Below are 25,926 nucleotides of genomic sequence, written 5' to 3'. Positions count from 1 at the left end.
GCCACTGGGGTATTCGATGAACCGGCCGGCGCGGCTCACGATCGGCGTGGTTTCCGCCGGTCGTGCCGGGGCCGTACTCGGCGCGGCGCTCGCCGCGGCCGGGCACCAGGTAGTCGCCGCATCCGGGGTGTCCAAAGATTCACTTCGCCGGGCCGAGGAGCTGCTACCCGGCGTACCGCTGCGGCCGCCGGATGAGGTCGTCAACCACGCGGACCTGGTACTGCTGGCACTGCCCGATGATGCGCTCGCCGGCATGGTCACCGGGCTGGCGAACGCGGGGGCCTTCCGGGCTGGCCAGATCGTGGTGCACACCTCCGGCGCGAACGGGATCGAGGTACTGCGCCCGGTAGCCGAACTCGGTGCGTTGCCGCTCGCGCTGCACCCGGTGATGACCTTCACCGGGCGCGTGGAGGATCTGCAGCGGATCGCCTCCTGCACGATCGGGGTGACCGCGCCGGACGGGGATGAAGCGGCGTGGAGCGTCGGCGAAGCGCTGGCCGTGGAGATCGGCGCGGAACCGGTACGCGTGCCGGAGGCAGCGCGCGCCGCGTACCACCTTGCCCTGGCACATGGCGCGAACCATCTGATCACATTGGTCGCTGACTGCGCGGATCTGTTGCGGGACGCGGGAATCGAGCCCGCGGAGCGGGTGCTTGCCCCACTGCTCTCGGCCGCATTGGACAATGTGCTCCGGCACGGTGACCGGGCGCTTACCGGCCCGGTTGCCAGGGGGGACAGCGGAACGGTGCGGCGGCACCTGGATGTGCTCAGCACATCCGCACCCGAGGTGCTGCCGAGTTATGTCGAGTTGGGCAAGCGTACGGCCGACCGCGCCAAGGCGGCGAAGTTACTGCCGGAGGCGGCGGCCGAGGAGGTTACGACGGTGTTGGGAGAGCGGCGATGACGGCCCCGAAGTTCACCCGAGGCGAGGTGAACGTTTACTCGTCGCCAACCGATCTGAGCCGGGTATGCGCCGCATTGCGCGGGGTGAACCGGAAGGTCGTGCTGGTGCCCACGATGGGTGCGCTGCATGCGGGGCACCGGGAGCTGATCCGCCGCGCGAAGCGAATCCCGAATACCGTCGTGGCCGTTTCGATCTTCGTGAACCCGTTGCAGTTCGGGCCGAACGAGGATCTGGACCGCTACCCCAGGGCGCTTGACGACGACCTGCGTGCCTGTGCCGAGGAAGGCGCGGAGATCGTCTTCACCCCGGATGCCGTGGATATGTACCCGCCGGACGCGGTTACCACCGTCCAACCTGGACCATTGGGCGAGCAGCTGGAGGGGGCGAGCCGGCCGGGGCATTTCGCCGGGGTGCTGACCGTCGTCGCGAAGCTGCTGAACCTGACCCGGCCGGACTACGCGATGTTCGGCGAGAAGGACTATCAGCAACTGATCCTGGTTCGGCAGATGGTCAAGGACCTGCACCTTTCGACCCGGATCATTGGGGTGCCCACGGTTCGCGAAGATGATGGTCTTGCCCTTTCCTCGCGGAATCGCTATCTGTCTGATCAGGACAGGAAGCTGGCCGTCGCGCTGCCCACCGCGCTCGCCGCCGGTATGCGCGCCGGCCCGGACGGGGTGGCCGCGGTGCTCGCCGCGGCAACGGAAAGCTTGGCTGCCACCTCCGAGGTGGAGCTGGACTACCTCGAGTTGCGGGCGAGCGACCTCGCTGAACCGCCGGAGTTTGGCGAGGCGCGCCTGTTGATCGCCGCGCGAGTGGGTCCGGTCCGGCTGATCGACAACACCGGCGTGCAGCTCGGGGACGCGTGGACCCCGGGATCGCAGGACCCAACCACGTCCTAGCGGAAGGAACCGACCGTGTACCGGACGATGCTGAAATCCAAGATCCACCGTGCCACTGTCACCCAGGCCGATCTGCACTACGTCGGCTCGGTGACCGTCGACTCGACCTTGATGGAAGCGGCCGATCTGCTGCACGGCGAGCAGGTCACCATCGTGGACGTGACCAACGGCGCCCGGCTGGAGACCTATGTGATCACCGGGGAGCGAGACAGCGGGGTGATCGGGATCAACGGCGCGGCCGCGCACCTGATCGAACCGGGCGACCTGGTGATCCTGATCGCCTACGGCATGATGGCCGACGCCGAGGCACATTCGTTTCAGCCCAAGGTGATCTTTGTGGATGAGCGGAACCGGATCAACAGCGCGGGCGCCGACCCCGCTGTCGCGCCGGCCGGTTCCGGATTGCGTAGTGGCGGGGTAACCGAGCATGGCGTGGTCGTGCCGGCTCCACAGGCTCGGCAAGGCGTACCGAACGCGCAGGAGACCGAGGACGCGGCGCGGCTGGATGCGCTGCTCAGGACGGAAGGCTGAACGATCCCGTGTTGCTCGCCATTGACGTCGGTAATACGAACATCGTCTTCGGGCTGTACCCCAACGATGGTGGTGCGTCCACCGAACTGGTGCGGGATTGGCGGATGCGCACCGACGCACGGATCACCGCCGACGAGCTCGCCCTGACCATGCGTGGCTTGCTCGGCGAGTACGCCGGTGCCATCACCGGGATCAGCGCGCTGTCCACGGTGCCCGCGGTGCTCAGGGAACTGCGGGTGATGCTCGACCGGTACTACGCCAAGGTGCCGAAAGTGGTTGTCGAACCGGGCGTGCGGACCGGCGTGCCACTTCTTGTCGATAATCCGAAAGAGGTTGGCGCGGACCGGCTGGTGAACACACTCGCCGCGCATCACCGGCATAACACCGCCTGTGTGGTTGTGGACTTCGGTACTTCCACCAATGTGGACGCGATCTCGGCGAACGGTGAGTTTCTTGGCGGGGCATTCGCGCCAGGGGTGGAGATCTCGGTGGATGCGCTCGCCGCGCGGGCAGCCGCACTGCGCAAAGTGGAGCTCGTTCGCCCCCGTTCGGTGATCGGCAAGAACACCGTCGAGTGCCTGCAGTCCGGGATTCTGTACGGCTTCGCCGGTCAGGTGGACGGGCTGGTCCGGCGCATCGTCGCCGAACTGGCCGGCAGCGACGCGAGCCCGGTCGCCGTGCTGGCCACCGGTGGGCTGGCACCCCTGGTGATCGGCGAGTCCACCACCATCACCGAACACGCGCCGGATCTGACCCTGCTCGGCCTTCGCCTGGTCTTCGAGCGCAACTCCCCATAGCCGCGCCAGCCACAACACGCGGTTACGGGCAGTGGCCGACCGGGATCGATTCGGCCGCCAGACACGCCGTGGCTGGCGCCTTGCGCCCGTGGCGTGGCGCTGCGCACACCTCGGCCGGGCAAACCGGTAACCTGATCGCGTCCGGCCCGCATCGATCCGTACCCTAAAGTGCCGTGACAGATGAGCAGAACACCCCGGTTTCCGCGGACGACTTGCCTGAGCAGCTACGCATACGCCGCGAGAAGCGGGACAAACTGCTCGCGAACGGGATGGACCCCTATCCGGTCGAGGTCCCGCGCACCCATCTACTCGCGGATATCCGCAATCGGTTCAGCGATCTGCCGGCCGATCAGCGGACCGGCGAGTTGGTCGGAGTCGCCGGCAGGGTGATGTTCCTGCGTAACACCGGCAAGCTGTGTTTCGCCACGCTCCGCGAAGGTGACGGCACCGAACTCCAGGCGATGCTGAGCCTGGCCAACGTCGGCCAGGAGTCGCTGGACGCATGGAAGTCGGACGTGGACCTCGGCGACCACGTTTTCATCTATGGCGAGGTGATTACCTCGCGTAGGGGCGAGCTGTCCGTGCTCGCCGAGGAATGGCGGGTTGCCGGTAAGGCGCTGCGTCCGCTGCCGGTCGCGCACAAGCAACTCGCCGAGGAGACACGGATTCGGCAGCGTTATGTGGACCTTATTCTGCGTGATCGCGCCAGGGACACCGTGCGCACCCGCGCCGGTGTGGTCCGCTCGCTGCGCGACTCATTCCATCAGCGCGGCTATCTCGAGGTCGAGACGCCGATGTTGCAAACCCTGCATGGTGGCGCTTCGGCTCGTCCGTTTGTTACCCACTCAAATGCCTTTGACCTCGACCTTTACCTGCGGATCGCGCCGGAGTTGTACCTAAAGCGATGCGTTGTCGGTGGTATCGAGAAGGTCTTTGAGATCAACCGGAACTTCCGTAATGAAGGCAGCGACTCTTCGCATTCTCCCGAGTTCGCGATGCTTGAGTATTATGAGGCGTACAGCACATACGACTCCGTCGCGGAGTTGACCCGAGCGCTCGTCCAGGAGGCGGCCGAGTCGATTTTCGGTAGTCACGTAGTGACACTCGTGGACGGAACCGAATATGACCTGTCCGGGCAATGGGCAAGTGTGACGATGTATGAGTCGCTCTCCGAAGCCCTAGGCGTCGAGGTGACTCCGGAAACGCCCGCGGAATACCTGCACCAACAAGCGGAGCAACGCGGTATTGAGGTAGATCCCAAGCTCGGCCACGGCAAGCTGATCGAAGAGTTGTGGGAACACCTGGTCGGTGACCATATCTACGAGCCGACATTCGTACGGGATTTCCCGATCGAAACGTCTCCACTGACCAGGCAGCACAGGGACAAGCCGGGTGTCGCCGAGAAGTGGGATCTGTATGTGCGGGGTATGGAGCTGGCTACCGGTTATTCAGAACTCGTTGATCCGGTTGTCGAACGGCAGCGCTTGATGGAACAAGCCCAGCTTGGCGCGGCGGGTGACTCCGAGGCCATGCGACTGGATGAAGACTTCTTGCGCGCTCTCGAGTACGGAATGCCGCCGACCGGTGGCGCTGGAATGGGGATCGATCGGCTGCTGATGGCGCTTACCGGTCTCGGTATCCGGGAGACCATCTTGTTCCCGCTGGTGCGGCCGGAATAGCTGGGCCCAGCCGAACAGGCTGGCGGTTGACGTGCGCTAGAAGTACTACCTAACCCAGTCGTTTTAACTCGGTTTCTCGAGCAACCGTAGTGAAGGACCAAGTGCCGGGATAATCGCGTGGATGGGGTTCCGGTGGCCTTGCAGATTTGCGTTAAACTCGCGAAGCGAGTAATTATATAGGCGTCGAGATGGTTGAATGGGCTGTGTAGCCATGGACGCTCCCGACTTTTGCGCTCCCGCGTAGCTTCTGGATTGGTTTATAGGAGGACAGGTAATGGCTCAGAAGGTCACCGTCAGTTTGGTTGACGACCTCGACGGTTCCGAGGCTGAGGAGACAGTCGAATTTGGACTGGATGGTGCTACCTACCAGATCGACCTGTCGTCCGATAATGCTGACCAACTTCGCGAAACGCTCGCGGAATACATCGAGCACGCGCGGCGTTCCGGCGGCCGCAAGCGGCCGAGCGGGCGCCCGGTGGCGAAGGCGGGCGCGCCGCGTAGCGCCAGCGTGGACCGCGAGCAGAATCAGGCCATCCGGGAATGGGCTCGTAAGCAGGGCATGAACGTGTCCGATCGGGGCCGGATCCCGGCCGAGGTGCTGGACGCGTACCACCAGAAGAACTGAAGCGCGGGGCATCCACATAGCTAATGACAATCGGGCCGCCGGAATTCGCCGGCGGCCCGATTGTGTGTCTAGTGTCCTGAGTCGGGGGTTCGTTAGCGGATTTCGGTGATCCAGGTGGATGCGTCGCAAGGCGGAGGTGGGGGTGCCCCCGCCGTGAGGTGGGGGAGAAGCCGATAGCAGCGCTATCGGTGACGACGACAACGCCGCGAGGCGCCGCCTGGGCCCGAAAGATGCCACTCATACTTCTGACTCAGGACACTAGTGTCCTGGCGCCTTATCGAGCTGGATCTACCTCGAAGTACTCGGCGAGGTCGTCCAGCATCGCGTGTGCGCCGTACAGGCTTACCGCGGTGCCCCAGGAAACGTCGCTGACGTTCACCTGCTTCCCGGTCAGCTTGTCCCACAGCGGGTTCTGCGCGAACTCGCCGCGAACCTGCTCGGACTGATTCTCCGGATCCGCGAACGCGGACACGAAAATCGTGTCAGCGTCCAGTTTGAGGATGTTCTCCTGGCTGATGTCGGTGGATAGCTCGCCTTCCGGGTTCGGCTGGTCCTTCGGCCGGGAAAGGCCGGTGTCGTCCAGCACGATGCCCGGATACGACTCCGAGGCATACAGCCTTACCGTCGATTCTCCGCCAACGAAGCGCACCAGGGAGAACGTCGGGTCGTTGTGCTCGCGCTTGATCGCGTCGCCGACTTTGCGGGCCCGCTCCTCAAAGTTCTTGATCTGCGCCTCGGCCAGCTCGCGTTTACCGAGCGCTTCGCCGATCAGCAGATGGTTGTCCTTCCAGGTCGGCCCGGTCGTTTCGCTGAATACGGTCGGCGCGATACCGCTGAGCTGGTCATAGATCTTTTCGTGCCGGACCTTGGCGGAGACGATCAGGTCCGGCTGGATCTCGTGCAGCTTGTCCAGATCAGGGGTGTCCAGCTCGCCCACCGGTTCCGCGTCCGCGGCCAGCCGTTTCGCCTCCCCTGCCAGATAGGGCGGGATCTCGTCGCCACAGCCAGGGAACCTGGTGTACGCCGTGACGTTCGCGCCGAGCGCCAGTGCCGCGTCCACGTAACTGCTGTCCAGTGCGGCTACCTGAGTTGGCCGCTTGTCAATGGTTGTTTCGCCCATGGCGGTGCGCACCTGGCGGGGAAAATCACCGACGTTCTGCGCGCTCATCGTGCCAGGCAGGGACTTACCTTCGCGCGGGCCGCATTCGGTGAAGTCGCCGAGTGTTTCCACGTTCTGCTGCTGTTCGCCCTGCGCATCGCCGCCAGCGGGGTCGCTGGTCTGCCCGCATGCCGCCAGGCCGAACGCCGCGACCAGGGTCAACGCGGTAGCCGTACCTCGATAAGGGCGACGGCGGAAGGCCGGCCGCGAGGAACTGCGCATATCCACGCTCCATTCACTTTGGTTAGGCTTACCTGGCAGCGAATAGTATGGCCTGGCGGCGACGAAGTCAGTAGGAGATGGAATGCGGCACAATCGCCGAGCGCGGTTTCGTGTGGATGCGGCGCGGTAGCGGGTGACCACCCGAGTGCGCGCGGCCAGTCCGCCGATGCCCGAACAGTCCGCTGCCGCGGGCAATTCTCTTGCCACGCGGCGGCGCCGACGATTGACCGGACTTGTTGTCCTGGTAGTCGCGTTGCTACTCGCCGCGCTGGCGAGTGTCGCTTTTGGGGAAAGGAATATCCCGCTTTCCGCCGTATGGCACGCGATCTTTACGCCGAGCGGTACCGAGTTCGACATTATTGTCGGCGCACTGCGGATTCCGCGCACCTTGCTCGGGCTCGCCGTCGGAATCGCGCTCGGCGTAGCCGGTGCGCTGATGCAGGGGCATACCCGAAATCCGCTCGCGGATCCCGGTTTGCTCGGTGTAACCCAAGGCGCCGCATTCGCGGTTGTGCTTTCTATCACGGTTTTTGGCATGACCTATGTGTCCGGTCAGGTGCTTTTCGCCTTCGCCGGGGCATTGATCGCCAGTGCCGTGGTCTTCGCGCTTGGCTCGGTCGGCCGAGGCGGAGCGACACCGGTGACCCTGGCACTGGCCGGTGCGACGATCAGCTGGCTGCTCCTCGGACTCACCTCCGCGCTGGTGTTGCTCGATCAGCGGGGCATGGAGGTCTACCGGTTCTGGCGGATCGGTTCGCTCGCGCGCAGCGAGTACGAGTCCGCGGCGACCGTCCTACCGTTTCTGCTCGTCGGGTTGGTCCTCGCGGTGCTGAACACGCCGGGGCTGAACACCCTTGCGCTCGGCGAGGACATCGCCAAGGGACTCGGCCAGCGGGTCCGGCTTACCCGGTTCGTCGGGCTGGGCGCGATCGCGCTGCTGACCGGTTCGGCGGTGGCCGCCTGCGGTCCGATCGCGTTCGTCGGACTGGTCGTACCGCATATCGCGCGCGGGATCACCGGTGCCGATTACCGCTGGCTGGTGCCCTACGCGGGCCTGCTCGGCGCCATCCTGCTGCTGGTCGCCGATGTGCTCGGGCGGGTGCTCGCCGCCGATCGGTTCGAGGTGGGCATCATGCTGACCGTGCTCGGTGCGCCGGCCTTCATCTACCTGGTGCGTTCGGTGAGGTTGGTGCGGCTATGAGCGTCGATACGCGCGCGGGAACCACGAAGGGGCTTGCGGTCGGTGGCCTGGGGCTGCGGCTGCGCTGGCGCACCATCCTGGTGGTTGGCTGTGCCGCGGCGCTGCTGCTGCTCGCCGTGGCCGCGCATATCGGACTTGGCAGTTACCGGATACCGCTCGGCGAGGTGTTTGAGGTGCTGCTCGGCGGTGGTGCCGAATCGCAGCGTGGCGCGGTGCTGGATGTCCGGTTGCCGCGAGCGCTCGTCGGGGTGCTTGTCGGCGCGGCCCTCGGGCTGGCCGGCGCGCTGTTCCAGTCGATTTCGCGCAATCCGCTCGCCAGCCCCGATGTGCTCGGCATTACCTGGGGAGCCTCGGTTGGCGCGGTCACCGTGATCGCCTTTGCCGGTAGTTACGGTCAGCTTTCCGGTTTCGCGGATGGCGTCGGGGTACCGCTGGCCAGTTTGCTCGGTGGCTTGCTCGCCGGCCTCGCGCTGTACGGGCTGTCCTGGCGGCGTGGGATCGACGGCTACCGGATGGTGCTGATCGGCATCGGGATCGCCGCGGTCGGCGCGAATCTGGTTTTCTGGCTGCTCACCGTGGGCGATGTGCAGGTGGCCGCGCGCGCGATGACCTGGTTGACCGGCAGTCTGGCCGCGGCTGGCTGGGGCGATGTGCCCGCGGTGGCGTTGGCCGTCGGCGTGCTTGCCCCGCTGACCCTGTTCGGCGCGCGGGTGCTTGGCGTGCTGCGGTTCGGTGAGGACACCGCGCGCGGTCTCGGAGTTCGGGTCAATCTCTCCCGCACGGTGCTGTTGCTGCTCGCGGTGTTGCTTGCGGCGGTGGCTACCGCGGCGGCGGGGCCGATCGGGTTCGTCGCGCTGGCCGCGCCGCAGATCGCGCTGCGGCTGTGCGCGGTGGCTGGCCCGCCGCTCGGCGCGTCCATGGTGCTTGGCGCGACGCTGACGGTTTGTGCCGATCTGGCTGCCCGCACCCTGCCGGGGGTGGAGCTGCCGGTTGGGGTTTACACGGCGGTACTTGGTGCGCCGTATCTGATGTTTTTGCTGATTCGCAGTCGACGGGAGGCTCGGGTATGACGGACGGGACTGGTGTGGCCGGCGAGGCTGATCCGCGGCAGCGGTTGCGCGCGGAGCAGCTGCGGCTGTCCTATGGCGGCCCACTGGTGGTCGACGGGCTGGATCTGGAGGTGGCCGAAGGCACGGTCACCTCGGTGATCGGCCCGAACGGCTGCGGCAAGTCGACCCTGTTGCGCGCGCTTGGCCGGCTGCTTGCCCCGAAGGGTGGCAGTGTGCTGCTGGACGGCGAGCGGATCGACAAGATGCGCACCAGGGAGGTCGCCAAGGTGCTCGGGCTGTTGCCGCAGAGCCCGCAGGCGCCGGAGGGGCTGACCGTGGCCGATCTGGTCGCGCGCGGCCGGCATCCGCATCAGACCTGGTACCGGCAGTGGTCGTCGAGTGACGACGCGGCGATCACCGAGGCGCTCGCGCAGACCGGGATGGATGGCTACGCCGAGCGCGCGGTCGATCAGCTCTCCGGCGGTCAGCGGCAGCGCGCGTGGATCTCCATGGCGCTCGCGCAGGGCACCGAACTGCTGTTGCTGGATGAGCCGATCACCTACCTGGACCTCGCGCACCAGGTGGAGGTGCTGGACCTGGTGCGCCGGCTGAACACCGAGCGTCGGGTGACCATCGTGATGGTGCTGCACGACCTGAACCTGGCCGCCAGGTACTCGGATCGGCTGATCGCCATGCGGGACGGGCATATTCTCGCCGACGGCGCACCGGGTGAGGTGCTCACCGAGCAGCATCTCGCCGAGGTGTTCGGCTTGCAGGCGATGGTGGTACCCGATCCGGTCGCGGCCACGCCGATGGTCGTGCCGATCAGCGCGACGGGCGTAGAGCACCACCCGGAATCCGATTCCAGCAACCACCCGGCCGAAGTCGCCTGACCCACCCTCACCGCAAGATCTTTCAGGAACGCGATCACGGAGCGTGCCGGCGTGGGCAGGTGTCGCACACGCCGGCCGGGCCGGGCTCGACCAGATAGTGGAAGCAGCAGCCCTCCCTGCGGCGGGTCCATGCCTGCTCGCCGCTGCCAGTGCCGGCACTGCCACCGGGCAGCGGGCGCAGCGTGGAAGCCGAGGTGAACGGTGCGAAGCGGTCCGCGAGTACGAGCGTGGCATCGGCGACGCCGGCCCCTTCGTCCCCGCTGGTCAAGCCGGCCTGCCAGAGCGCGGTGTCCAGCGCGTCGGTCGCCGCGGCCCACAGCGTGCGCCGACCGAACCGCACCCCCGGCCCAAACACCCCGATAAACCGCCGCACATGCGCCAGATACCGCCCACGCAGCACCGCGGCGAGCGCCCGTTCCGACGGCACCACGGTCGCCTCCGGCAACCCGGCGGCCGGATCATCCGGCAAACAGGCGAAGGTCGAACCGGTGAGCGCGATCGCGTCCGGATGCGGGCGAGCGGCGCCGAGCCGAAACGACAGCTCGCCAGGATGCAGCCTTGGCACCCTGCGCTCGTGGTGGAACAGCAGCGCGGCAATGCTCGCCGGCACATGGGCGTACCAGGAAAGCACGTAGCCGGCCGTGCTGCGCGCCGGCGCGTGCCCGTACTCCGCCTGCAACCAGTCACCGAGCCGGCTCCGCCAGCGATCGAAGAACTCCGGGTCGGCAAGCGCTTGCGCGCACCGCACCCAATCGCCGGACGGTGGGACCGCGTCGTAAAGCTCGGTATGCGCCGCCCGGGCGGCTACTCGTCGAAGCGAGCCGGCCAAGCCGATACCCACTGGCGTCGCGGTGATCGTCTCAGCCAGTGGTGCTGTGTTCTTCATTACTTGTCGGATCGCTTGGTCGTGCATCGGCGCGGCTCTCTGTTGCTTGGCCGGGTGCGGGAATCCCGTCGCTCGAAGGAGTGAGGATTGCCTTACCTTAATAAATTTGAGCCTAATACCACTCCGATTGCGTAGTCGGCCGGGTCTGGCCATCGCGAGGCGTGACCGGGTTTCACTCGATCGTCGGAGTGTGCGTGGCAAGCTTGCGCCGCTGGCCAGCGGGCTGATCACGTTCGCCCCTAGCGGACAAGTCGGATGGCCTGCCCAGTTACGGAATCGCCCCGTAGGCTGGCACGTTATGTAGTCGTGTCAGGGGCATCCGCCACAGCGGCTTGCTCGGTTCGGCGACTAGAGTGACTTGTACGGTGCTGACTCCGCCCCGGTTCCCGAGGCGGTACCAGGGCCGCCAGCGCAGCAGTCAGGGAGTGCGAATGTTCGAGAGGTTCACCGACCGCGCGAGGCGGGTGGTTGTTCTGGCTCAGGAAGAAGCCAGGATGCTCAACCACAACTACATCGGCACCGAGCACATCCTCCTGGGTTTGATCCACGAGGGTGAGGGTGTCGCCGCCAAGGCGCTCGAGTCGTTGGGTATCGCGCTGGAGGGCGTCCGCCAGCAGGTCGAGGAGATCATCGGCCAGGGGCAGCAGGCTCCGAGCGGACACATTCCCTTCACGCCGCGGGCCAAGAAGGTGCTTGAGCTCAGCCTGCGAGAGGCACTGCAGCTCGGGCACAACTACATCGGTACCGAGCACATTCTGCTCGGGCTGATCCGCGAGGGCGAGGGTGTCGCCGCGCAGGTGCTGGTCAAGCTGGGTGCGGATCTGAACCGGGTGCGCCAGCAGGTGCTGCAGCTGCTTTCCGGCTACCAGGGCAAGGAGCCAGCCGAAGCCGGCGGTGGCCGTGGCGAGGGCACGCCGTCCTCCTCGCTGGTGCTCGACCAGTTCGGGCGCAACCTCACCGCCAGCGCGCGCGAGGGCAACCTGGACCCAGTGATCGGCCGGTCCAAGGAGATCGAGCGGATCATGCAGGTGCTTTCCCGGCGCACCAAGAACAACCCGGTGCTGATCGGTGAGGCCGGTGTCGGTAAGACCGCCGCCGTCGAAGGGCTTGCGCAGAACATCGTCAAGGGCGAGGTGCCGGAGACGCTGAAGGACAAGCAGCTCTACACGCTTGACCTCGGTTCGCTTGTCGCCGGCTCGCGCTATCGCGGTGACTTCGAAGAGCGCCTGAAGAAGGTGCTCAAGGAGATCAAGACGCGCGGCGACATCATCCTGTTCATCGACGAGATCCACACGCTGGTCGGTGCGGGTGCCGCGGAGGGCGCGATCGACGCCGCGTCGATCCTCAAGCCGATGCTTGCCCGCGGTGAGCTGCAGACCATCGGTGCGACCACGCTCGAGGAGTACCGCAAGTACGTCGAGAAGGACCCGGCGCTCGAGCGTCGTTTCCAGCCGATCCAGGTCAGCGAGCCGAGCCTGGAGCACGCGATCGAGATCCTGAAGGGGCTACGGGACCGCTACGAGGCGCACCACCGGGTCACGATCACCGACTCGGCGCTGGTCTCCGCGGCCACCTTGGCCGACCGCTACATCAACGACCGGTATCTGCCGGACAAGGCGATCGACCTGATCGACGAGGCGGGCGCCCGGATGCGGATCCGCCGGATGACCGCCCCGCCGGACCTGCGCGAATTCGACGAGAAGATCGCCGATGTGCGTAGGGACAAGGAGTCCGCGATCGACGCGCAGGACTTCGAGCGGGCCGCGCGGCTGCGGGACGAGGAGAAGACGCTGCTTGGCCAGAAGGCTGAGCGGGAGAAGCAGTGGAAGGACGGCGACCTGGACGTCGTCGCCGAGGTGGACGACGAGCAGATCGCCGAGGTGCTGGCCAACTGGACCGGGATCCCGGTGTTCAAGCTCACCGAGGAGGAGACCACCCGGCTGCTCCGGATGGAGGAGGAGCTGCACAAGCGGATCATCGGCCAGGAGGACGCGGTCAAGGCCGTTTCCCAGGCGATCCGGCGTACTCGTGCAGGCCTGAAGGACCCGAAGCGGCCGTCCGGGTCGTTCATCTTCGCCGGCCCCTCGGGTGTCGGTAAGACCGAGCTGTCCAAGGCCCTTGCCAACTTCCTGTTCGGCGAGGACGACGCGCTCATCCAGATCGACATGGGTGAGTTCCACGACCGCTACACCGCCTCGCGGCTGTTCGGTGCGCCTCCCGGCTACGTCGGCTACGAGGAGGGCGGCCAGCTCACCGAGAAGGTGCGCCGCAAGCCGTTCTCCGTGGTGCTCTTCGATGAGATCGAGAAGGCCCACCAGGAGATCTACAACACGCTGTTGCAGGTCCTCGAAGACGGTCGGCTCACCGACGGTCAGGGTCGTACGGTCGACTTCAAGAACACGGTGCTGATCTTCACCTCGAACCTGGGTACCCAGGACATCTCGAAGACCGTCAGCCTCGGTTTCTCCAGCGGGAACGATGCGGGTACTCGCTACGAGAAGATGAAGCAGAAGGTCAACGAGGAGATGAAGAAGCACTTCCGTCCGGAGTTCCTGAACCGGATCGATGATGTGATCGTCTTCCACCAGCTCACCGAGGACCAGATCGTTGAGATGGTCGACCTGATGATCTCCCGGGTCGAGGAGCAGCTGAAGAACAAGGACATGGCGATCGAGGTGACCCCGCTCGCCAAGAAGCTGCTCGCCAAGCGCGGGTTCGATCCGGTGCTCGGTGCCCGGCCGTTGCGTCGCACGATCCAGCGGGAGATCGAGGACCAGCTGTCCGAGAAGATCCTGTTCGGTGAGATCGAGACCGGTCAGATCGTGCTCGTGGACGTCGAGGGCTGGGACGGCGAAGCCGCCAAGGACGACGAGGCAAGGTTCGTCTTCCGTGGCGAGGCGAAGCCGGCGCTCGAGGTTCCGGACGCTCCGCCGGTGGAGGTCTCCGCTTCCAGCGGCGAGGGCAACACCAGCAACTCGGAGAGCGAGTCCGAGTAAGCACAGCAGTACCGCGAGGGCGGGTCTCGGCAGCAGCCGGGGCCCGCCCTTCACGTTCCGCACCCCCCTTAATTCGCGTTCCGCGGGCTGACTGTTGATTTCCGGCCGCGTTTAGCGGGCTAACTGTTGATCTGGGGATGCGCGTTTAGCGGGCTGACCGTTGACACGGGCGTGCCAGCGAGCGCGGTTACCCCACGTTCTGCGGGCTGACCGTTGATTTCCGGACGCGGTTAGCGGGCGGAACGTGGTCGCCGCCGGTGCGTATAGGCGCGCTGTCGTCCGGATCTGCAAGACTGGTCGGCGTGCGGGTGGGCATACTCGGTCCGTTGCGGGTATACGCGGACGACGGGGCGGAAGTCGAGATCGGGGGTACCCGGTTGCGCGGCCTGCTGGCCAGGCTCGCGCTGGACGCTGGGCGTCCGGTATCGGTCGATGCCCTGCTGGACGGCCTCTGGGGCGATCAACCGCCGACGGACGCCGCGAACGCGTTGCAATCGCTGGTTTCCCGGCTACGTCGGGTGCTGCGGGCGGCGGGCGACGGCGCGGTACGGGCGAACGGCCAGGGCTACACGCTGGACCTGAACCCGGACGCGGTGGACGCGCATCGCTTCGAACGGCTGGCCAGGGACGGCAAACGGGCGCTCGGCAACGGTAAGCACGCGGAGGCGGCCGAACTACTCGCGGAGGCGGCCGAACTCTGGCGCGGCAGCCCGCTCGACGAGTTCGCCGAAGCGTCCTTCGCCGCGCCAGCCGCGGCCCGGCTGGTCGAACTGGGCCTGGCCGTACTCGAGGATCGCGCGGAGGCCGAACTGCACCTTGGCGGCGCGGTTCGGATGCTGCCCGCACTCGAAGAGGTTGGCGCGAAGTACCCGCTCCGGGAGCGGCTTACCGCGTTGCGCATGCGCGTGCTGCACGCGGCTGGCCGGCAGTCCGAGGCGTTGCGGGTATACGAGCAAACCCGCAACGCGCTCGCCGACGAGCTGGGGATCGATCCATCGACCGAGCTCAGCGAAACGCATCTGGCCATCCTGCGCGGCGAGCTTGCCGAACCGAGCCGACCGGTTGCCCGCCCCGAACCTGGCAGCGCGCCGCTGCCGACCCAGCTGACCAGCTTCGTCGGCAGGGATGTCGAGCTGGCCCAGCTCGACGAGCTGCTGCACAGCTCCCGCCTGGTGACCCTGGTTGGACCGGGCGGCGCCGGTAAGACCCGGCTGGCCACCGAGGCCGCGCAGCGCCATCGCGCGCATGAACACCAACGCGTGTGGTTCGTCCCGCTCGCTGGGCTCGCGGACGGCGCGGACCTGGCCGGCGTGGTGCTCACCGCGCTCGGCGCGGCGGATGTTTCGACAAGGGAAGTCGCGCTGCTGCTGGCCACGCATGACGCCGTTGCCCGCCTTGCCGAGTTGCTCGGGGTCGGCGAATCCCTGCTGGTGCTGGACAACTGTGAGCATCTGATCGGTAGGGCAGCGGCACTGTGCGATGTGCTGCTCGCCAACTGTCCCGGACTACGCATCATGGTCACCAGTAGGGAACCGCTGGCGATCACCGGCGAGGCGCTGTGCGTCGTTGGCTCGCTTGCCGTCCCCGAACTGGGCAGCTCGACCGACCAGGCGAAGGAAAGTCCGGCGGTGCGCCTGTTCCTGGACCGTGCGCGGGCGGTGCGGCCGGACTTCGTACTGGATGACTCGGTGGTCAACTCGGTGGTGGAGATCTGCCGCCAGCTGGATGGCCTGCCGCTTGCCGTCGAGCTGGCCGCCGCTCGCCTGCGGGCGATGACCGCCGCGCAGATCGCCGAACGCCTCGTCGACCGGTTCCGGTTGCTCACTTCGGGCAGCAGGACCGCGCTACCCCGGCAGCGCACCCTGCGTGCGGTGGTCGAGTGGAGCTGGGATCTGCTCGAGGAGCCGGAGCGGCTACTCGCGATGCGCATGAGTGTTTTTGCCGCCGGCGCAACGGTGACCGCGCTGGAGCAGGTGTGCGCGGACGATCGGCTGCCCGCATCGGACGTGCTTTACGTGCTCGCTTCGCTCACCGATAAGTCCATTGTGGATAACTACGTCACGGACACCGGTAGGCCGAGGTACCGGATGCTGGAAACGATCCGTGCCTACGCGGACGAGCGGCTGGTCGAATCGGGCGAGCGGTCAGTCGTGCAGGAGGCGTTCGCCGCGCACTGCGTGGATTACGCGCAGGAACAGGATCTGCGTATCCGCGGCAGCACGCAGCTCGAAGCGGACCTGGTCTTCGACGCCGAGCACGGCAATTTCCTCGCCGCACTGCACTGGTTCATCGACGCGGGGCGCCGTCTCGAAGCGGTTCGCCTGCTGCGCGCGCTGAGCTGGTACTGGATCGTGACCGGCAGGGATCAGTTCTTCGGTGAATTCGTACCGGTGGTCCGCAAGATGTCCGGGGAGGTGCCTGGATGGGAACTCGCCGTGTTGCGGTTCAGCGAGTTGGCTGTGTTGGGACCGGGCAACCTGCTGAACACCGAGTGGCTTCGGGGGATGGCCAAGGAAACCGCGGATATGAACGCGATGGACCATTACGCGCCGATGGTGTTGCTGGAGCCGGTCGTCGCGATGCTTGGCGGTGATATCGAGCTCGGTGAGCGGCGGATCGCGCACGGCTACGAGACTTCCGACGGCTGGGCACAGGCAGCGGTGCGACTTGCCGACGCGTTCGCCGGGTACTACGTCGGTGACGCGGAGCGCGGCCGGCTTCGGGTGCAGGAGGCGCACGATCGGTTTCGCGAGCTCGGCGATCAATGGGGACTGATGCGCGCGCTACTGGCCATCGCTGGTGACTACAGCGTGGACGGTGAGCATGCCAAGGCGATCGAGACGCATGAGGAAGGTATGCGGATCCTGCGCGAGCTGGGCACCTCGCAGGAGGATCTGGCCGTGCACCTGACCTATGTGGTGCAGGAACTTGGCCGCAGTGGTGATCTCGAGCAGGCTTGGGCGCGGCTGCGGGAGGCCGAGGGGATGCTCGGGCCGGATTCCTGGGACGGGTTCTTCTATGTCGCGCTGAGCCTGCACCGCTCCGAGCTGTACCGGCTTCGTGGGGACTTCGATGCCGCGGCCGAGGTGCTTGCCGGCTTGCCGGACGATGCCCGCGATCCAGGTGTCGGCCTGCTGCACACGTTGGTACGCCAGGAGACCGCGCTTGTCGCGATTGGACGTAATGAACCAGAACTGGCTCGGGTGGAGGTGCGAACCGGTTTCCTTGATGCCAGGACCCGGCGGGATCTGCCCGATCTCGCGGGGATCGCCGAATCGCTCGGCATGATCAAGGAACTGGAGAACGCGGACGCCGATGCGGCGAAGTTCCTTGGCATCGCCGTCGCGTTACGTGGCCTTCCGGACCGGGGAAGCCCGGTCCGGAAGGCGCTGGTCGATCGGCTTACCGAACGGCTCGGTGAGCCGGCCTACACCGCCGCCTACCAGTCCGGTGTGGACATGTCCATTTCGGATGCGCTGGCGGCGATGAGTGACTACATAGCCGGCGACTAGCCAAGCCGGCGCAGGTAGGTGCGGATCGTCAACGGGAAGAATACCGCGAGCAGTGCACCCATCCAGGCCAGCGAGCCGAGCAGTGGCCCGGTGATATCGCCGCCGTCCACGAGCAAGCCGCGCATCACATCGGCGAGCAGGCTGACCGGGCTGATCTCCGACCACGCCGCCAACCAGTCGGGCATCGTCTCGGTTGGCACGAACACGTTGCTGCCGAAGGTGAACGGCATGACGATCGCCATCATGATGCCGGCAAGCGCGCCCGGCGACTTCACCAGGATCCCGATGAACATCGCGATCCAGCAGAAGGCGAGTCCGAAGGCGATCGCGATCGCCACCGCCGCCAATGTGGACAACGGGTCGGTGGTGATCCGGAACCCGAGAATCGCCGCGAAGCCAAGCAACACACCGATGCCAACCACGTAGCGGACGAAGTCGGCCACCACGGCGCCGACCAGTGGTGCCGATCTGGCGATCGGCATCGCCCGGAACCGGTCGAACACACCCTTGCTCACATCGGTGTTCAGCGAGATGCCCGCGGACATGCTGGCCATGATCGTGATCATCACGACCAGACCGGGCACGAATACCTGCAGGTACTCCTCGGTGCTGCCCTGCACCGCGCCGCCGAAGATGTAACCGAACATCACCAGAAACAGGATCGGCATCAGCGTGACGTCGCTGAGCTGCTCCGGGTTCTTTCTGATCTTGAGGACCCCGCGCCATGCCATGGCGAAGCTGTCCTTCACCAGTTTGGCCGGGCTGACCAGCTTGGCCGGCGTGCGCTCGGCGGTCATGGTCGCCGTCGTCATACCAATGCCTCCTGTCGGTTCTGGTCATTTTCCTGGCTGGTGCGGTGTCCGGTCAGGGCGAGGAAGACGTCATCAAGGCTGGGTAGCCGCAGCGCGAGCTCGTCCGCGGTGATGCCCGCGTCGTCCAGTTTCCGGACTACAGTGGACAGCAGTACCGGGTCGGATACCGGCACGGTGAGCAGTCCGGTGTCGTCATCGCGGTCCGGGACCTGCTGGGTCAACTCGGTGAGAATCCGGCTCACCGCTTCCAGGTCGGCGCGGGTACTCGGCCTGACCTGGAGGGTCTGCCCGCCGGTGCGGCGCTTCAACTCGTCCGGGCGGCCGTCGGCAACCACCTTGCCGGTGTCGATAACGGTGATCCGATCGGCGAGCTGGTCGGCTTCCTCCAGGTACTGCGTGGTGAGCAGCACGGTGACGCCATCGTTGACCAGACCGCGCACGATCTGCCACACCTCGTTGCGGGCATGCGGATCCAGCCCGGTCGTCGGCTCGTCCAGGTACAGCACCTCGGGCCGGCCGATCAGGCTTGCCGCCAGGTCAAGGCGGCGGCGCATCCCGCCGGAGTACGTCTTCACCGCGCGGCCGCCGGCATGGCTGAGTTCGAACCGTTCCAGCAGCTCGGCGGCCCGCGCCTTGGCGCCGGCCCGGGAGAACTCGAGCAGCCTGGCAAGCAGGCGCAGGTTCTCCGAGCCGGTGAGATCCTCGTCCACCGAGGCGTACTGCCCGGTGAGCCCGATCTTGCCGCGCACCCCGACCGGGTCGGTGTGCAGGTCCCTGCCGGCGATGACGGCACGTCCGGCATCCGGGCGCAGCAGTGTCGCCAGGATGCGCACCGCCGTGGTCTTACCGGCGCCGTTCGGGCCGAGCACACCGAGGATCGTCCCGGTTGGCACGGTGAGGTCCACGCCCCGCAGGGCCTGTGTCTCACCGAACCGCTTCTTCAGCCCGCTGGCTTCGATGGCAATCTCGTTGTTCATGCTGCCAGGCTCGCTGATGCCCCTGGCAGCGTGCGCACACCGCGCTGACAGCGTCCTAGCGCGTGCTGTCAGCGCGGTATGCCTGGTACATCCCGGACAGGTAGGCGCGAAACACCTCAACGATGTCCAGCGTGGCGTTCGGTGCCTGCAGATCCGCGATGTTCCACAGCAGTTCGGCACCCGTACGCCCGGCATCGGCATTGGTCACATCGGTGGCCCAGTCGTAGAAGTTCTGCTGCTGAACGGGGCTCAGCTGGCCGAGGCCGTTCAGTAGGTCCAGCGTGTACGGGCGGTTGCGCAGCATGAACCGGTACACCTCGGAGATCTGGAAGAAGCGGCTCTCGGTTGCCGTCGGCACCTCACCGTACTGCTCCTCGGCAACCTTGGCGCCATGATCAGTGGATGCCTGCTCGGCCTCACTCCAGGCGAGGTCGTGATCGCGGCGGTTGTCCAGTTCGCCATTGGCCAGCCGGGTGAGGTAGCTGGCCCACAACCGTGCACCGGGATTCCCGCCGGTCTCCTCGCTGCGGCCACTGGCGATGGCAAGGCCGCGCTCGACTCCTTCCAGAATCCCGGCGTCGGTGTAGGAGGCCCAGCTGCGCGGCGGGCCGACGTTGTTGTTCCGGAACATCAGCACGATGCCCTCGATATTGCGCCAGCGTCCTGGGTCCCTGTCCGGCAGCAGCTCGGTAGCCGCGCCTGAGGTCATCAACCGAACGAAGTCCAGCCGGTCGGACATCGTCAGCTGCTCGATCTCGGTGAGTGAGCAGTCCAGCTCGGCGGCACACAGCTGCGGGGTAGGGGTACGCGAGCTGGCGGAAGTGGCCGGGGCTACCAGCGTCAATAATAGCGCGACCAGCCCAGTACCAGCCACGATCCGGATGAAGCGCATAAGGGCTCCTCGATGACATGCGGTTGTTGACGAACGGTCAACAACTTTCAACGAGGGCGACCCGAGCCGGTTACGCTCGTTTGACGCGTGGGTGAGTCTCAGTCCTCGGTGCCCGGTTTGGAGGAGAGCACGACCTCGAACTCGAGTAGGCTCGCGCCGGTAGAAACCGGTTTCCTACCGGACTCGCCGGCGTGTGCTTCCTTGGCTGGCCCCGCGGCCCATGCCTGGAAGTCCTCCTCGGTTTCCCACTTCGTGTAGACGAAGTACCGGTTCTCGCCGGTTACCGGTCGGAGCAGTTCGAAGCCGAGGAAGCCGGGCGCGTTGTCGACCGAGCCGTGCCGGTCGGCGAACCTGCGCTCCAGCTCGGGGCCGGCGCCTTCGGGAATCTCGATCGCATTGATCTTCACAACAGCCATGTTTCCGAGCTTAGCTGGCATCGGCCGGTCGCTCAGCGGCCGGAAGGTTGCCTATGGGTGATACTGCTAGGAACTATGCGGAATCTGGTGGACTTCGGTGGCAGCGGTCGGCCGATCTTGTTGCTGCACGGGTTGATGGGTAGAGCCCGAACCTGGTGGTCGGTTGCGCAGTGGCTGACCGACTACGGGCATGTGGTCGCGCTGGACGCGCGAGCGCACGGGCGTAATCCGATTCGGACCGCGGCAAGCACCGAGGAGTTCGCTGAGGATGCCGCCACCGCGATCCGCGCACTGGGTTCCGAACCGGCCGTGGTGATCGGGCATTCCATGGGCGGGCTGCACGCCTGGGTGCTCGCGGCGCTGTACCCGGAGTTGGTGCATGCGGTGGTCGTGGAGGACATGGCGCCTGACCAGGTTGGCAAGACGGTGGATGGCTGGCGGGCACATGTTGGGTCCTGGCCGGTGCCGTTCGCCTCGCTCGCACACGTGCGCAAGTACTTTGGCCCCGCGGGCGACTATTTCGCGGAATGCGTTGAGGAGCGCGAGGATGGCTACCATCTGATCGCGCCGGCCGAGCAGATGTTCGAGATCGCGGCCGAGTGGGGCACCCGGTCCTACTGGTCCTTTGTGGACAAGGTCAGCTGTCCACTGCTGGCGATCGAAGCCGAGCACACCGCGATGCCGGCAGGGCAGATCGCCGAGCTGGCCGAACGGGTGCCCGACGGGCAGTACGTTCGGGTCCCTGGCGCCGGTCATCTGGTGCACGAGGACGCTCCGGAGCATTACCGTGGCGCCGTTTCCGCGTTCCTTTCCCGAGTGCTGGACAACTAGCCTGGCCAGTGCGGCGCACCGAGCTCGCGGGAGATGTTGCGCGCCGTCTCCCGGACCGCGCCAGCCACGGTATCGGCCGCGGGCCATTCGAGCATCGGGATCACTACGCCGATCGCGCCGGTCACCGCAGCCGATGCGTCGAAGATCGGTGCGGCGAGGCCACATTCGCCGATCACCGCCTCCTCCTGCTCGGTGGCCAGCGCCTCTTGTCTGGTCTGCGCCAGCCGTTCGGTGAGCTGCGCCGGCTCGGTTGCCGTCTCCGCAGTCATACTGCGTAGCGCGCCCGAGGCGAGCAGCGCATCGCGCTGTTCCGGGGAATAGGCGAGCATCGCTTTGCCGAGCGCGCAGGCGTGCGCCGGAATGACGATGCCAACCTCCTGCATCTGCCGCGAGCCGTCCGGTCGCGGTTCGTGGTGCACGATCATGACCTCGTCCGGTAACAGCACGCCGGTGCGTACCGCGTATCCGGTGCGCCGCGCCAGCTCGGTTGACCAGCTCAGCGCGCGCGAGCGGAGTTCAAGCGTATCCAGGTAGACATTGCCGAGCTTGAGTACGGCCGGGCCGAGCCGGTAGCGCTGCGAACCGGCGTCCTGGAGCACCATCCCGTGCGCCTGCAGGGTCTTGATGATGCCGTGCACCGTGGACGGATGCAGTTCCAGCCGGGTGGCGATCTCCGAAAGGCTGATCAGTCGAGCGCCCTGCAACACGCCGAGTACGCGTATCGCGCGGTCCACCGACTGGATCATCGCGCCCTCTCCGTGTGCCGGTCGTGACCCACCCCGTGAGCCCGCACCCCGCACTTTACAACAGCCGGTCGCCGTCGTAAGGTCGCAACGAATTTGACATTGTCAAATCTAATTCGACGATAAAGTAAAGCTGGCCCAAGGAGGTGCCGCATGCCGGTTCGGCAGCTGCGCAACGATCCAGACGAATTCGTGGCCGAAGCGCTGCGCGGCTTGCAGGGTGCGCATCCCGAGCTGGTGCACTGCCAACCGGACCCGGCCTATGTGCTCCGGGCGCAACCAGCGCGGCGGGCCAAGGTCGCACTGGTTTCCGGCGGCGGGTCCGGGCACGAACCGCTGCACACCGGGTTCGTCGGGGCCGGCATGCTAGACGCCGCCGTGCCCGGCGCGGTGTTCGCCAGTCCCACGGCGTTTCAGATCGCCGCGGCGATCCGGGCGAGCGATCGTGGTCATGGCGTGCTGCTGATCGTGAAGAACTACACCGGCGACGTGCTGAACTTCAGCATTGCCGCCGAGCTGGTCGCCGATGAGGGCATCGAGGTCGGTACCGTGCTGGTGGACGACGACCTGGCCACCGAGCCAGCCGCCGAGGGCGGCCCTGGCCGAAGGGGTACCGCCGCGGTCGTCGCGGTGGAAAAGATCTGTGGCGCGGCTGCCGAGCGGGGTGCCACCCTGGCAGAGCTCGTCGCGCTCGGTCGGCGGGTTGTGGATTCGGCGCGCACCATGGCGCTCGCGCTCGCGGCCTGCACGCAGCCAGGACAGGACCGCCCGTCCTTTGACCTGCCAGCCGACGAGGTCGAGTTTGGCGTGGGCATCCATGGCGAACACGGCGTCGGTCGGCGGCCGTTCGCGCTGGCGCGAGAGCTGGTGCCGCAGCTTGCCGAACCGGTGGTGCGCGCCCTCGGGCTGGCCAGCGGCGCGTCCGTGCTGGCCATTGTGAACGGCCTCGGTGCAACGCACGCGCTGGAACTGTCTGTTGTGCACCAGGAGTTGAGCGACTACCTGAACGGGCTCGGGGTCGAGGTCGCGCGCTCGCTGGTTGGCCCTTATGTCACCGCGCTGGACATGCGCGGCTGCTCGGTCACGCTACTGCGCGCCGATGCTGAGCTGATCGAGTTGTGGGATGCGCCGGTGCGTACCCCGGCACTTACCTGGTGAGCGAGAAACGGGAGTGGGAGTAATGGACAGCGTGACCGCGGTAGCCGCCCGCGAGTGGATCAGCAGGTTCGCCGAGGTGATCGATCAGCGCGCCGCCGAGTTGACCGAATTGGACAGACAGGCCGGGGACGGCGACTACGGTACGAACCTGCGTTCCGCGTTGCGCCGTACCAGGACGAATCTCGCGGCCGGTACGGAGGAATCCGCACAGGCCGCGTTCACCGCGATCGCCAACGCGTTCCTGCACACCGGTGGGACGAGCGGTCCGCTGTTCGGCGTGTGGTTCCGCGAGTTTGCCAAGGCGGCGCACACCGAGCTGACCGCGACCGTGCTCGCGGATGCCGCACAGTCCGCCGTGGACATCGTGCGCCGGCTAGGCAAGGCTGAGGTGGGGCACAAGACGATGGTGGACGCGATGGTCCCTGCAGCCACGGCGCTGCGTGCCTCGGCCGAGGCTGGTGCGGATGCTCCAGCGGCGCTGGCCGCCGCGGCGGCTGCCGCGCATGCCGGCGCGGACGGCACCGCGGACCAGCTCGCGTTGCGTGGCAGGGCGAGCTACGTGGGCGAGCATGCCCGTGGCGTGGTCGATCCAGGCGCGCGCACTGTCGCATTGTTCTTCGACGCTGCCCGTCCGGACGTGCTTGTCGGTGCGTAGCGGGGCACCGGTTGCGCTGTCAGCGGACCAGTAGCGAATCGACCTCGCCGGTCGCGGTGTCGGTAATACCGATCTCGCGGACCCTGGCCTTGATCGGCCGGATTGGGTGCAATGTGGACATTGCGGAGGCCAGGCTGGCGGTGTCGATCTCACGGGACAGCGTGCAATGTGGCACCCAGGCGCCCGGCATGTAGTAGGCGGATGGGTTCTTCGCGCGATTGGCCAGTACCTCGTGGATCGCCGAGTGCACGGCGAGCAACTCGGCGTCCACCACCGCGGTGAGTACCAGCTGGGTTTCCGTGGTGGGAAACGTGCCAAGGGTGTACAGCCAGATGGTCGGCAGCGAGAGCAACCTCAGCTCGCTGGCCAGTTCCGCCCTGCTCCGCGCGGGGATCCCGCCGGCTACCGCGAAGGTGACATGCGGCCTGCCCTTGCCCCTGCTGGCAAGGCTTGGTATCCCGGCGGAATCCAGCCGGCGCCACAGTTCGCGCACCGCTTCCTCGGCCGGCTCGTCGAAGAAAGCTTCCAGTGCTTGGACCATGGCGCGCTCAGGCGTGCTCGCCTGGCAGGGCGAACCGACCGTCCGCCGTCTGCTCCACCAGGCCATCGACAAGCAGTGAGTCGAGGCATTTGTCCCGCTGTCCGGCATCCGACCACGCGGTGTCCAAACGCGCCTTGGGTACCGGTTCCGCCGTGCCGCGCAGTACATCCAGCAGCAGCCCGCGCACCTGCCGGTCGGTTCCGGCGAAGCGTTGCACCGGCTTGGCTGGCCCGCTGTACTCCGGTCGGCCGGCGCGCTGCCAGGCGCAGTCCGCGACAATCGGACAGTCCACGCAGCGCGGATTCCGTGCCGTGCAGACCAGTGCGCCGAGTTCCATCAGCGCGGCGGACAGCCGTGCCGCAGGCTCGTCCGCCGCTGGCAGCAATGCATCCACATCGGACATATCGCGAGTGTTCGAAGCCGGGCCGGCATCGCCCGCGCCGTGCACCGCTCGGGCGACCACCCTACGCACATTGGTATCCACTACCGGGCAGCGCTTGCCGTAGCCGAACGCGGCGACCGCCCGTGCGGTGTAGGCGCCGATCCCCGGCAGCGCCAGCAAGGTGTCCACATCGGAGGGAACAACATCGCCGTGCTCGGTGGCGATCGCTTCGGCGGCGGCGTGCAGCCGCAAGGCTCTCCGGGGATAGCCGAGTTTGCCCCAGGCGCGCAGCACCTTGCCCTGCGCCGCCGCGGCCAGCGCGGATGGCTTCGGCCAACGGGTGAGCCACTCGTGCCAGATCGGTTCCACCCTGGCTACCGGGGTTTGTTGCAGCATGATCTCGCTGACCAGCACACCCCACGGTGTGCATTCCGGGCGCCGCCAGGGCAGATCCCTGGCGGCATCGGCGAACCAGTCGAGTACGGCGTCGGTGTCCACAGACATAGCGCCGTCTATTGTCGCCTATCCGGTTGATGCGTTCCGCGTCAGCCCGTGGTGACCTCGGTGAGCGAACCGGTGAACACGTCGTAGACGAACCCGCGAACGTTGTCCGTATGCGGCAGGTACGGGTTACGCCTTGCCCGCTCGATGGATTCCCGAACGCTGGCGGTGACATCCCGAAAAGCCTCGACGGCCCAAGGTGGCCGCATTCCGGTCGCCTCGACGAGCTCGTCCTTGTAGCCGTCCTCGGTAACCATTTCCAGCCCGCAGCCGGTGTGCTGCACGATAAGCACCTCGCGGGTACCGAGTTTGCGCTGGCTTAACGAAAGGGAACGGATCGCGTCATCGGTGACAACCCCGCCCGCATTACGCAGGATATGGGACTCGCCATGCGCGAGCCCGAACACTTCGAATACCCGAATACGGGCATCCATGCAGGTGAGGATTGCTACGTGCATACTTGGCGCGGCGGAAGAGCGGTCGCCAGGGGCCTGTTCGCCGAATTCGGCGTTGCGGCGGAGTAGTTCGTCGATCGCGGTCACCTGACTAGGTTGACCGGTACTGCTGAGCTGGGCAACTACGGAAGAGATTGTTCACTTTCAGGCAACACACCCGGATCGGGTGACACCCATATCCGTCGATAAGCTCCTTGCGGAGTTACC

General features: G+C 66.5%; 24 protein-coding genes. 14 read left to right on the top strand and 10 right to left on the bottom strand.

Going from position 1 to position 25,926, the window contains the following annotated elements; all coding sequences use genetic code 11:
- The first annotated feature begins 16 nt into the window (after positions 1–16).
- The 6 genes from EV191_RS03320 to EV191_RS03295 all read left to right on the top strand — a co-directional run bounded on the left by EV191_RS03320 (position 17) and on the right by EV191_RS03295 (position 5,438).
- Entirely contained in the window at positions 17–904 is an 888-nt protein-coding gene (locus EV191_RS03320; RefSeq protein ID WP_132875290.1) for a Rossmann-like and DUF2520 domain-containing protein, read from the top strand.
- The gene (gene panC / locus EV191_RS03315; RefSeq protein WP_132875289.1) at positions 901–1,806 is read left to right on the top strand and encodes a pantoate--beta-alanine ligase; all 906 of its coding nucleotides are present in this window, start codon (positions 901–903) and stop codon (positions 1,804–1,806) included. The genes EV191_RS03320 and panC overlap by 4 nt, the downstream gene beginning before the upstream one ends.
- Before the next feature lie 15 nt (positions 1,807–1,821).
- Positions 1,822–2,337 carry an aspartate 1-decarboxylase gene (gene panD / locus EV191_RS03310; protein WP_132875288.1) on the top strand — a complete coding sequence of 172 codons (516 nt, stop codon included), beginning with the start codon at positions 1,822–1,824 and terminating at the stop codon, positions 2,335–2,337.
- Between the two features lie 8 nt (positions 2,338–2,345).
- Positions 2,346–3,134: a type III pantothenate kinase gene (locus EV191_RS03305; RefSeq protein WP_132875287.1), complete on the top strand. Its 789-nt coding sequence runs from the start codon at positions 2,346–2,348 to the stop codon at positions 3,132–3,134.
- A gap of 173 nt (positions 3,135–3,307) precedes the next feature.
- Positions 3,308–4,813: a lysine--tRNA ligase gene (gene lysS / locus EV191_RS03300; protein WP_132875286.1), complete on the top strand. Its 1,506-nt coding sequence runs from the start codon at positions 3,308–3,310 to the stop codon at positions 4,811–4,813.
- A gap of 274 nt (positions 4,814–5,087) precedes the next feature.
- Positions 5,088–5,438 carry a histone-like nucleoid-structuring protein Lsr2 gene (locus tag EV191_RS03295; RefSeq protein ID WP_132875285.1) on the top strand — a complete coding sequence of 117 codons (351 nt, stop codon included), beginning with the start codon at positions 5,088–5,090 and terminating at the stop codon, positions 5,436–5,438.
- A gap of 274 nt (positions 5,439–5,712) precedes the next feature.
- Here the strand turns inward: EV191_RS03295 and EV191_RS03290 are convergent, their stop codons facing one another.
- Entirely contained in the window at positions 5,713–6,819 is a 1,107-nt protein-coding gene (locus tag EV191_RS03290; protein ID WP_132875284.1) for an ABC transporter substrate-binding protein, read from the bottom strand.
- Between the two features lie 166 nt (positions 6,820–6,985).
- Between EV191_RS03290 and EV191_RS03285 the strand changes: the two genes are divergently transcribed.
- The 3 genes from EV191_RS03285 to EV191_RS03275 are packed head-to-tail and all read left to right on the top strand — an operon-like array spanning position 6,986 to position 9,962.
- On the top strand, positions 6,986–8,020 hold the full coding sequence (locus tag EV191_RS03285) for a FecCD family ABC transporter permease (protein WP_132876117.1): 1,035 nt from the start codon (positions 6,986–6,988) through the stop codon (positions 8,018–8,020).
- Entirely contained in the window at positions 8,017–9,090 is a 1,074-nt protein-coding gene (locus tag EV191_RS03280; RefSeq protein ID WP_132875283.1) for a FecCD family ABC transporter permease, read from the top strand. Before EV191_RS03285 ends, EV191_RS03280 begins: the two co-directional genes overlap by 4 nt.
- Entirely contained in the window at positions 9,087–9,962 is an 876-nt protein-coding gene (locus EV191_RS03275; protein WP_132875282.1) for an ABC transporter ATP-binding protein, read from the top strand. Before EV191_RS03280 ends, EV191_RS03275 begins: the two co-directional genes overlap by 4 nt.
- A 34-nt stretch (positions 9,963–9,996) precedes the next feature.
- Here EV191_RS03275 and EV191_RS03270 read toward each other — a convergent pair whose 3' ends face one another.
- A complete protein-coding gene (locus tag EV191_RS03270; protein WP_132875281.1) occupies positions 9,997–10,848 on the bottom strand; it encodes a (2Fe-2S)-binding protein in 852 nt (283 codons plus the stop codon).
- 431 nt (positions 10,849–11,279) lie between these two features.
- Between EV191_RS03270 and EV191_RS03265 the strand changes: the two genes are divergently transcribed.
- Together EV191_RS03265 and EV191_RS03260 are read left to right on the top strand one after the other, a co-directional pair.
- Positions 11,280–13,844, top strand: a complete 2,565-nt coding sequence (locus EV191_RS03265) for an ATP-dependent Clp protease ATP-binding subunit (protein WP_132875280.1) — start codon at positions 11,280–11,282, stop codon at positions 13,842–13,844.
- Between the two features lie 302 nt (positions 13,845–14,146).
- Positions 14,147–17,356 (top strand): AfsR/SARP family transcriptional regulator, encoded by a 3,210-nt coding sequence (locus EV191_RS03260; protein WP_132875279.1) that lies wholly within the window; start codon positions 14,147–14,149, stop codon positions 17,354–17,356.
- Here EV191_RS03260 and EV191_RS03255 read toward each other — a convergent pair.
- From EV191_RS03255 to EV191_RS03240, 4 genes are all read right to left on the bottom strand, one after another.
- Positions 17,353–18,168: an ABC transporter permease gene (locus EV191_RS03255; protein WP_132875278.1), complete on the bottom strand. Its 816-nt coding sequence runs from the start codon at positions 18,166–18,168 to the stop codon at positions 17,353–17,355. The two genes, EV191_RS03260 and EV191_RS03255, sit on opposite strands and share 4 nt — an antisense overlap.
- Complete coding sequence (locus EV191_RS03250) at positions 18,165–19,145, bottom strand: ATP-binding cassette domain-containing protein (RefSeq protein WP_132875277.1); 981 nt, start codon at positions 19,143–19,145, stop codon at positions 18,165–18,167. Before EV191_RS03250 ends, EV191_RS03255 begins: the two co-directional genes overlap by 4 nt.
- Positions 19,146–19,200: 55 nt before the next feature.
- Positions 19,201–20,037, bottom strand: coding sequence for a hypothetical protein (locus EV191_RS03245; RefSeq protein ID WP_132875276.1), 837 nt, complete (start codon positions 20,035–20,037; stop codon positions 19,201–19,203).
- 98 nt (positions 20,038–20,135) lie between these two features.
- Positions 20,136–20,453 (bottom strand): antibiotic biosynthesis monooxygenase family protein, encoded by a 318-nt coding sequence (locus EV191_RS03240; RefSeq protein ID WP_132875275.1) that lies wholly within the window; start codon positions 20,451–20,453, stop codon positions 20,136–20,138.
- 75 nt (positions 20,454–20,528) lie between these two features.
- On the opposite strand from EV191_RS03240, the gene EV191_RS03235 reads away from it, so the two are divergent.
- Positions 20,529–21,284, top strand: a complete 756-nt coding sequence (locus EV191_RS03235) for an alpha/beta fold hydrolase (protein WP_132875274.1) — start codon at positions 20,529–20,531, stop codon at positions 21,282–21,284.
- On the opposite strand, the gene EV191_RS03230 is transcribed toward EV191_RS03235, so the two are convergent.
- On the bottom strand, positions 21,281–22,030 hold the full coding sequence (locus EV191_RS03230) for an IclR family transcriptional regulator (RefSeq protein WP_132875273.1): 750 nt from the start codon (positions 22,028–22,030) through the stop codon (positions 21,281–21,283). The genes EV191_RS03235 and EV191_RS03230 overlap by 4 nt on opposite strands.
- Before the next feature lie 150 nt (positions 22,031–22,180).
- Here EV191_RS03230 and EV191_RS03225 point away from each other — a divergent pair, with 150 nt between their 5' ends.
- Together EV191_RS03225 and dhaL are read left to right on the top strand one after the other, a co-directional pair.
- Entirely contained in the window at positions 22,181–23,185 is a 1,005-nt protein-coding gene (locus tag EV191_RS03225; RefSeq protein ID WP_132875272.1) for a dihydroxyacetone kinase subunit DhaK, read from the top strand.
- A 22-nt stretch (positions 23,186–23,207) separates the two neighbouring features.
- Entirely contained in the window at positions 23,208–23,840 is a 633-nt protein-coding gene (gene dhaL / locus EV191_RS03220; protein ID WP_132875271.1) for a dihydroxyacetone kinase subunit DhaL, read from the top strand.
- Positions 23,841–23,859: 19 nt separating this feature from the next.
- Here dhaL and EV191_RS03215 read toward each other — a convergent pair whose 3' ends face one another.
- The 3 genes from EV191_RS03215 to EV191_RS03205 are packed head-to-tail and all read right to left on the bottom strand — an operon-like array spanning position 23,860 to position 25,806.
- Complete coding sequence (locus tag EV191_RS03215; RefSeq protein WP_132875270.1) at positions 23,860–24,381, bottom strand: 2'-5' RNA ligase family protein; 522 nt, start codon at positions 24,379–24,381, stop codon at positions 23,860–23,862.
- A 7-nt stretch (positions 24,382–24,388) separates the two neighbouring features.
- Positions 24,389–25,267 carry an HhH-GPD family protein gene (locus tag EV191_RS03210; RefSeq protein WP_132875269.1) on the bottom strand — a complete coding sequence of 293 codons (879 nt, stop codon included), beginning with the start codon at positions 25,265–25,267 and terminating at the stop codon, positions 24,389–24,391.
- Between the two features lie 41 nt (positions 25,268–25,308).
- A complete protein-coding gene (locus EV191_RS03205; RefSeq protein WP_132875268.1) occupies positions 25,309–25,806 on the bottom strand; it encodes a beta-class carbonic anhydrase in 498 nt (165 codons plus the stop codon).
- Between the last annotated feature and the right edge of the window lie 120 nt (positions 25,807–25,926).

This window comes from Tamaricihabitans halophyticus (genome assembly GCF_004340875.1).
Lineage (GTDB): Bacteria > Actinomycetota > Actinomycetes > Mycobacteriales > Pseudonocardiaceae > Tamaricihabitans > Tamaricihabitans halophyticus.
The sequence above is the reverse complement of the archived record's forward strand: the minus strand, read 5'-3'. Positions and strand labels throughout refer to the sequence as shown.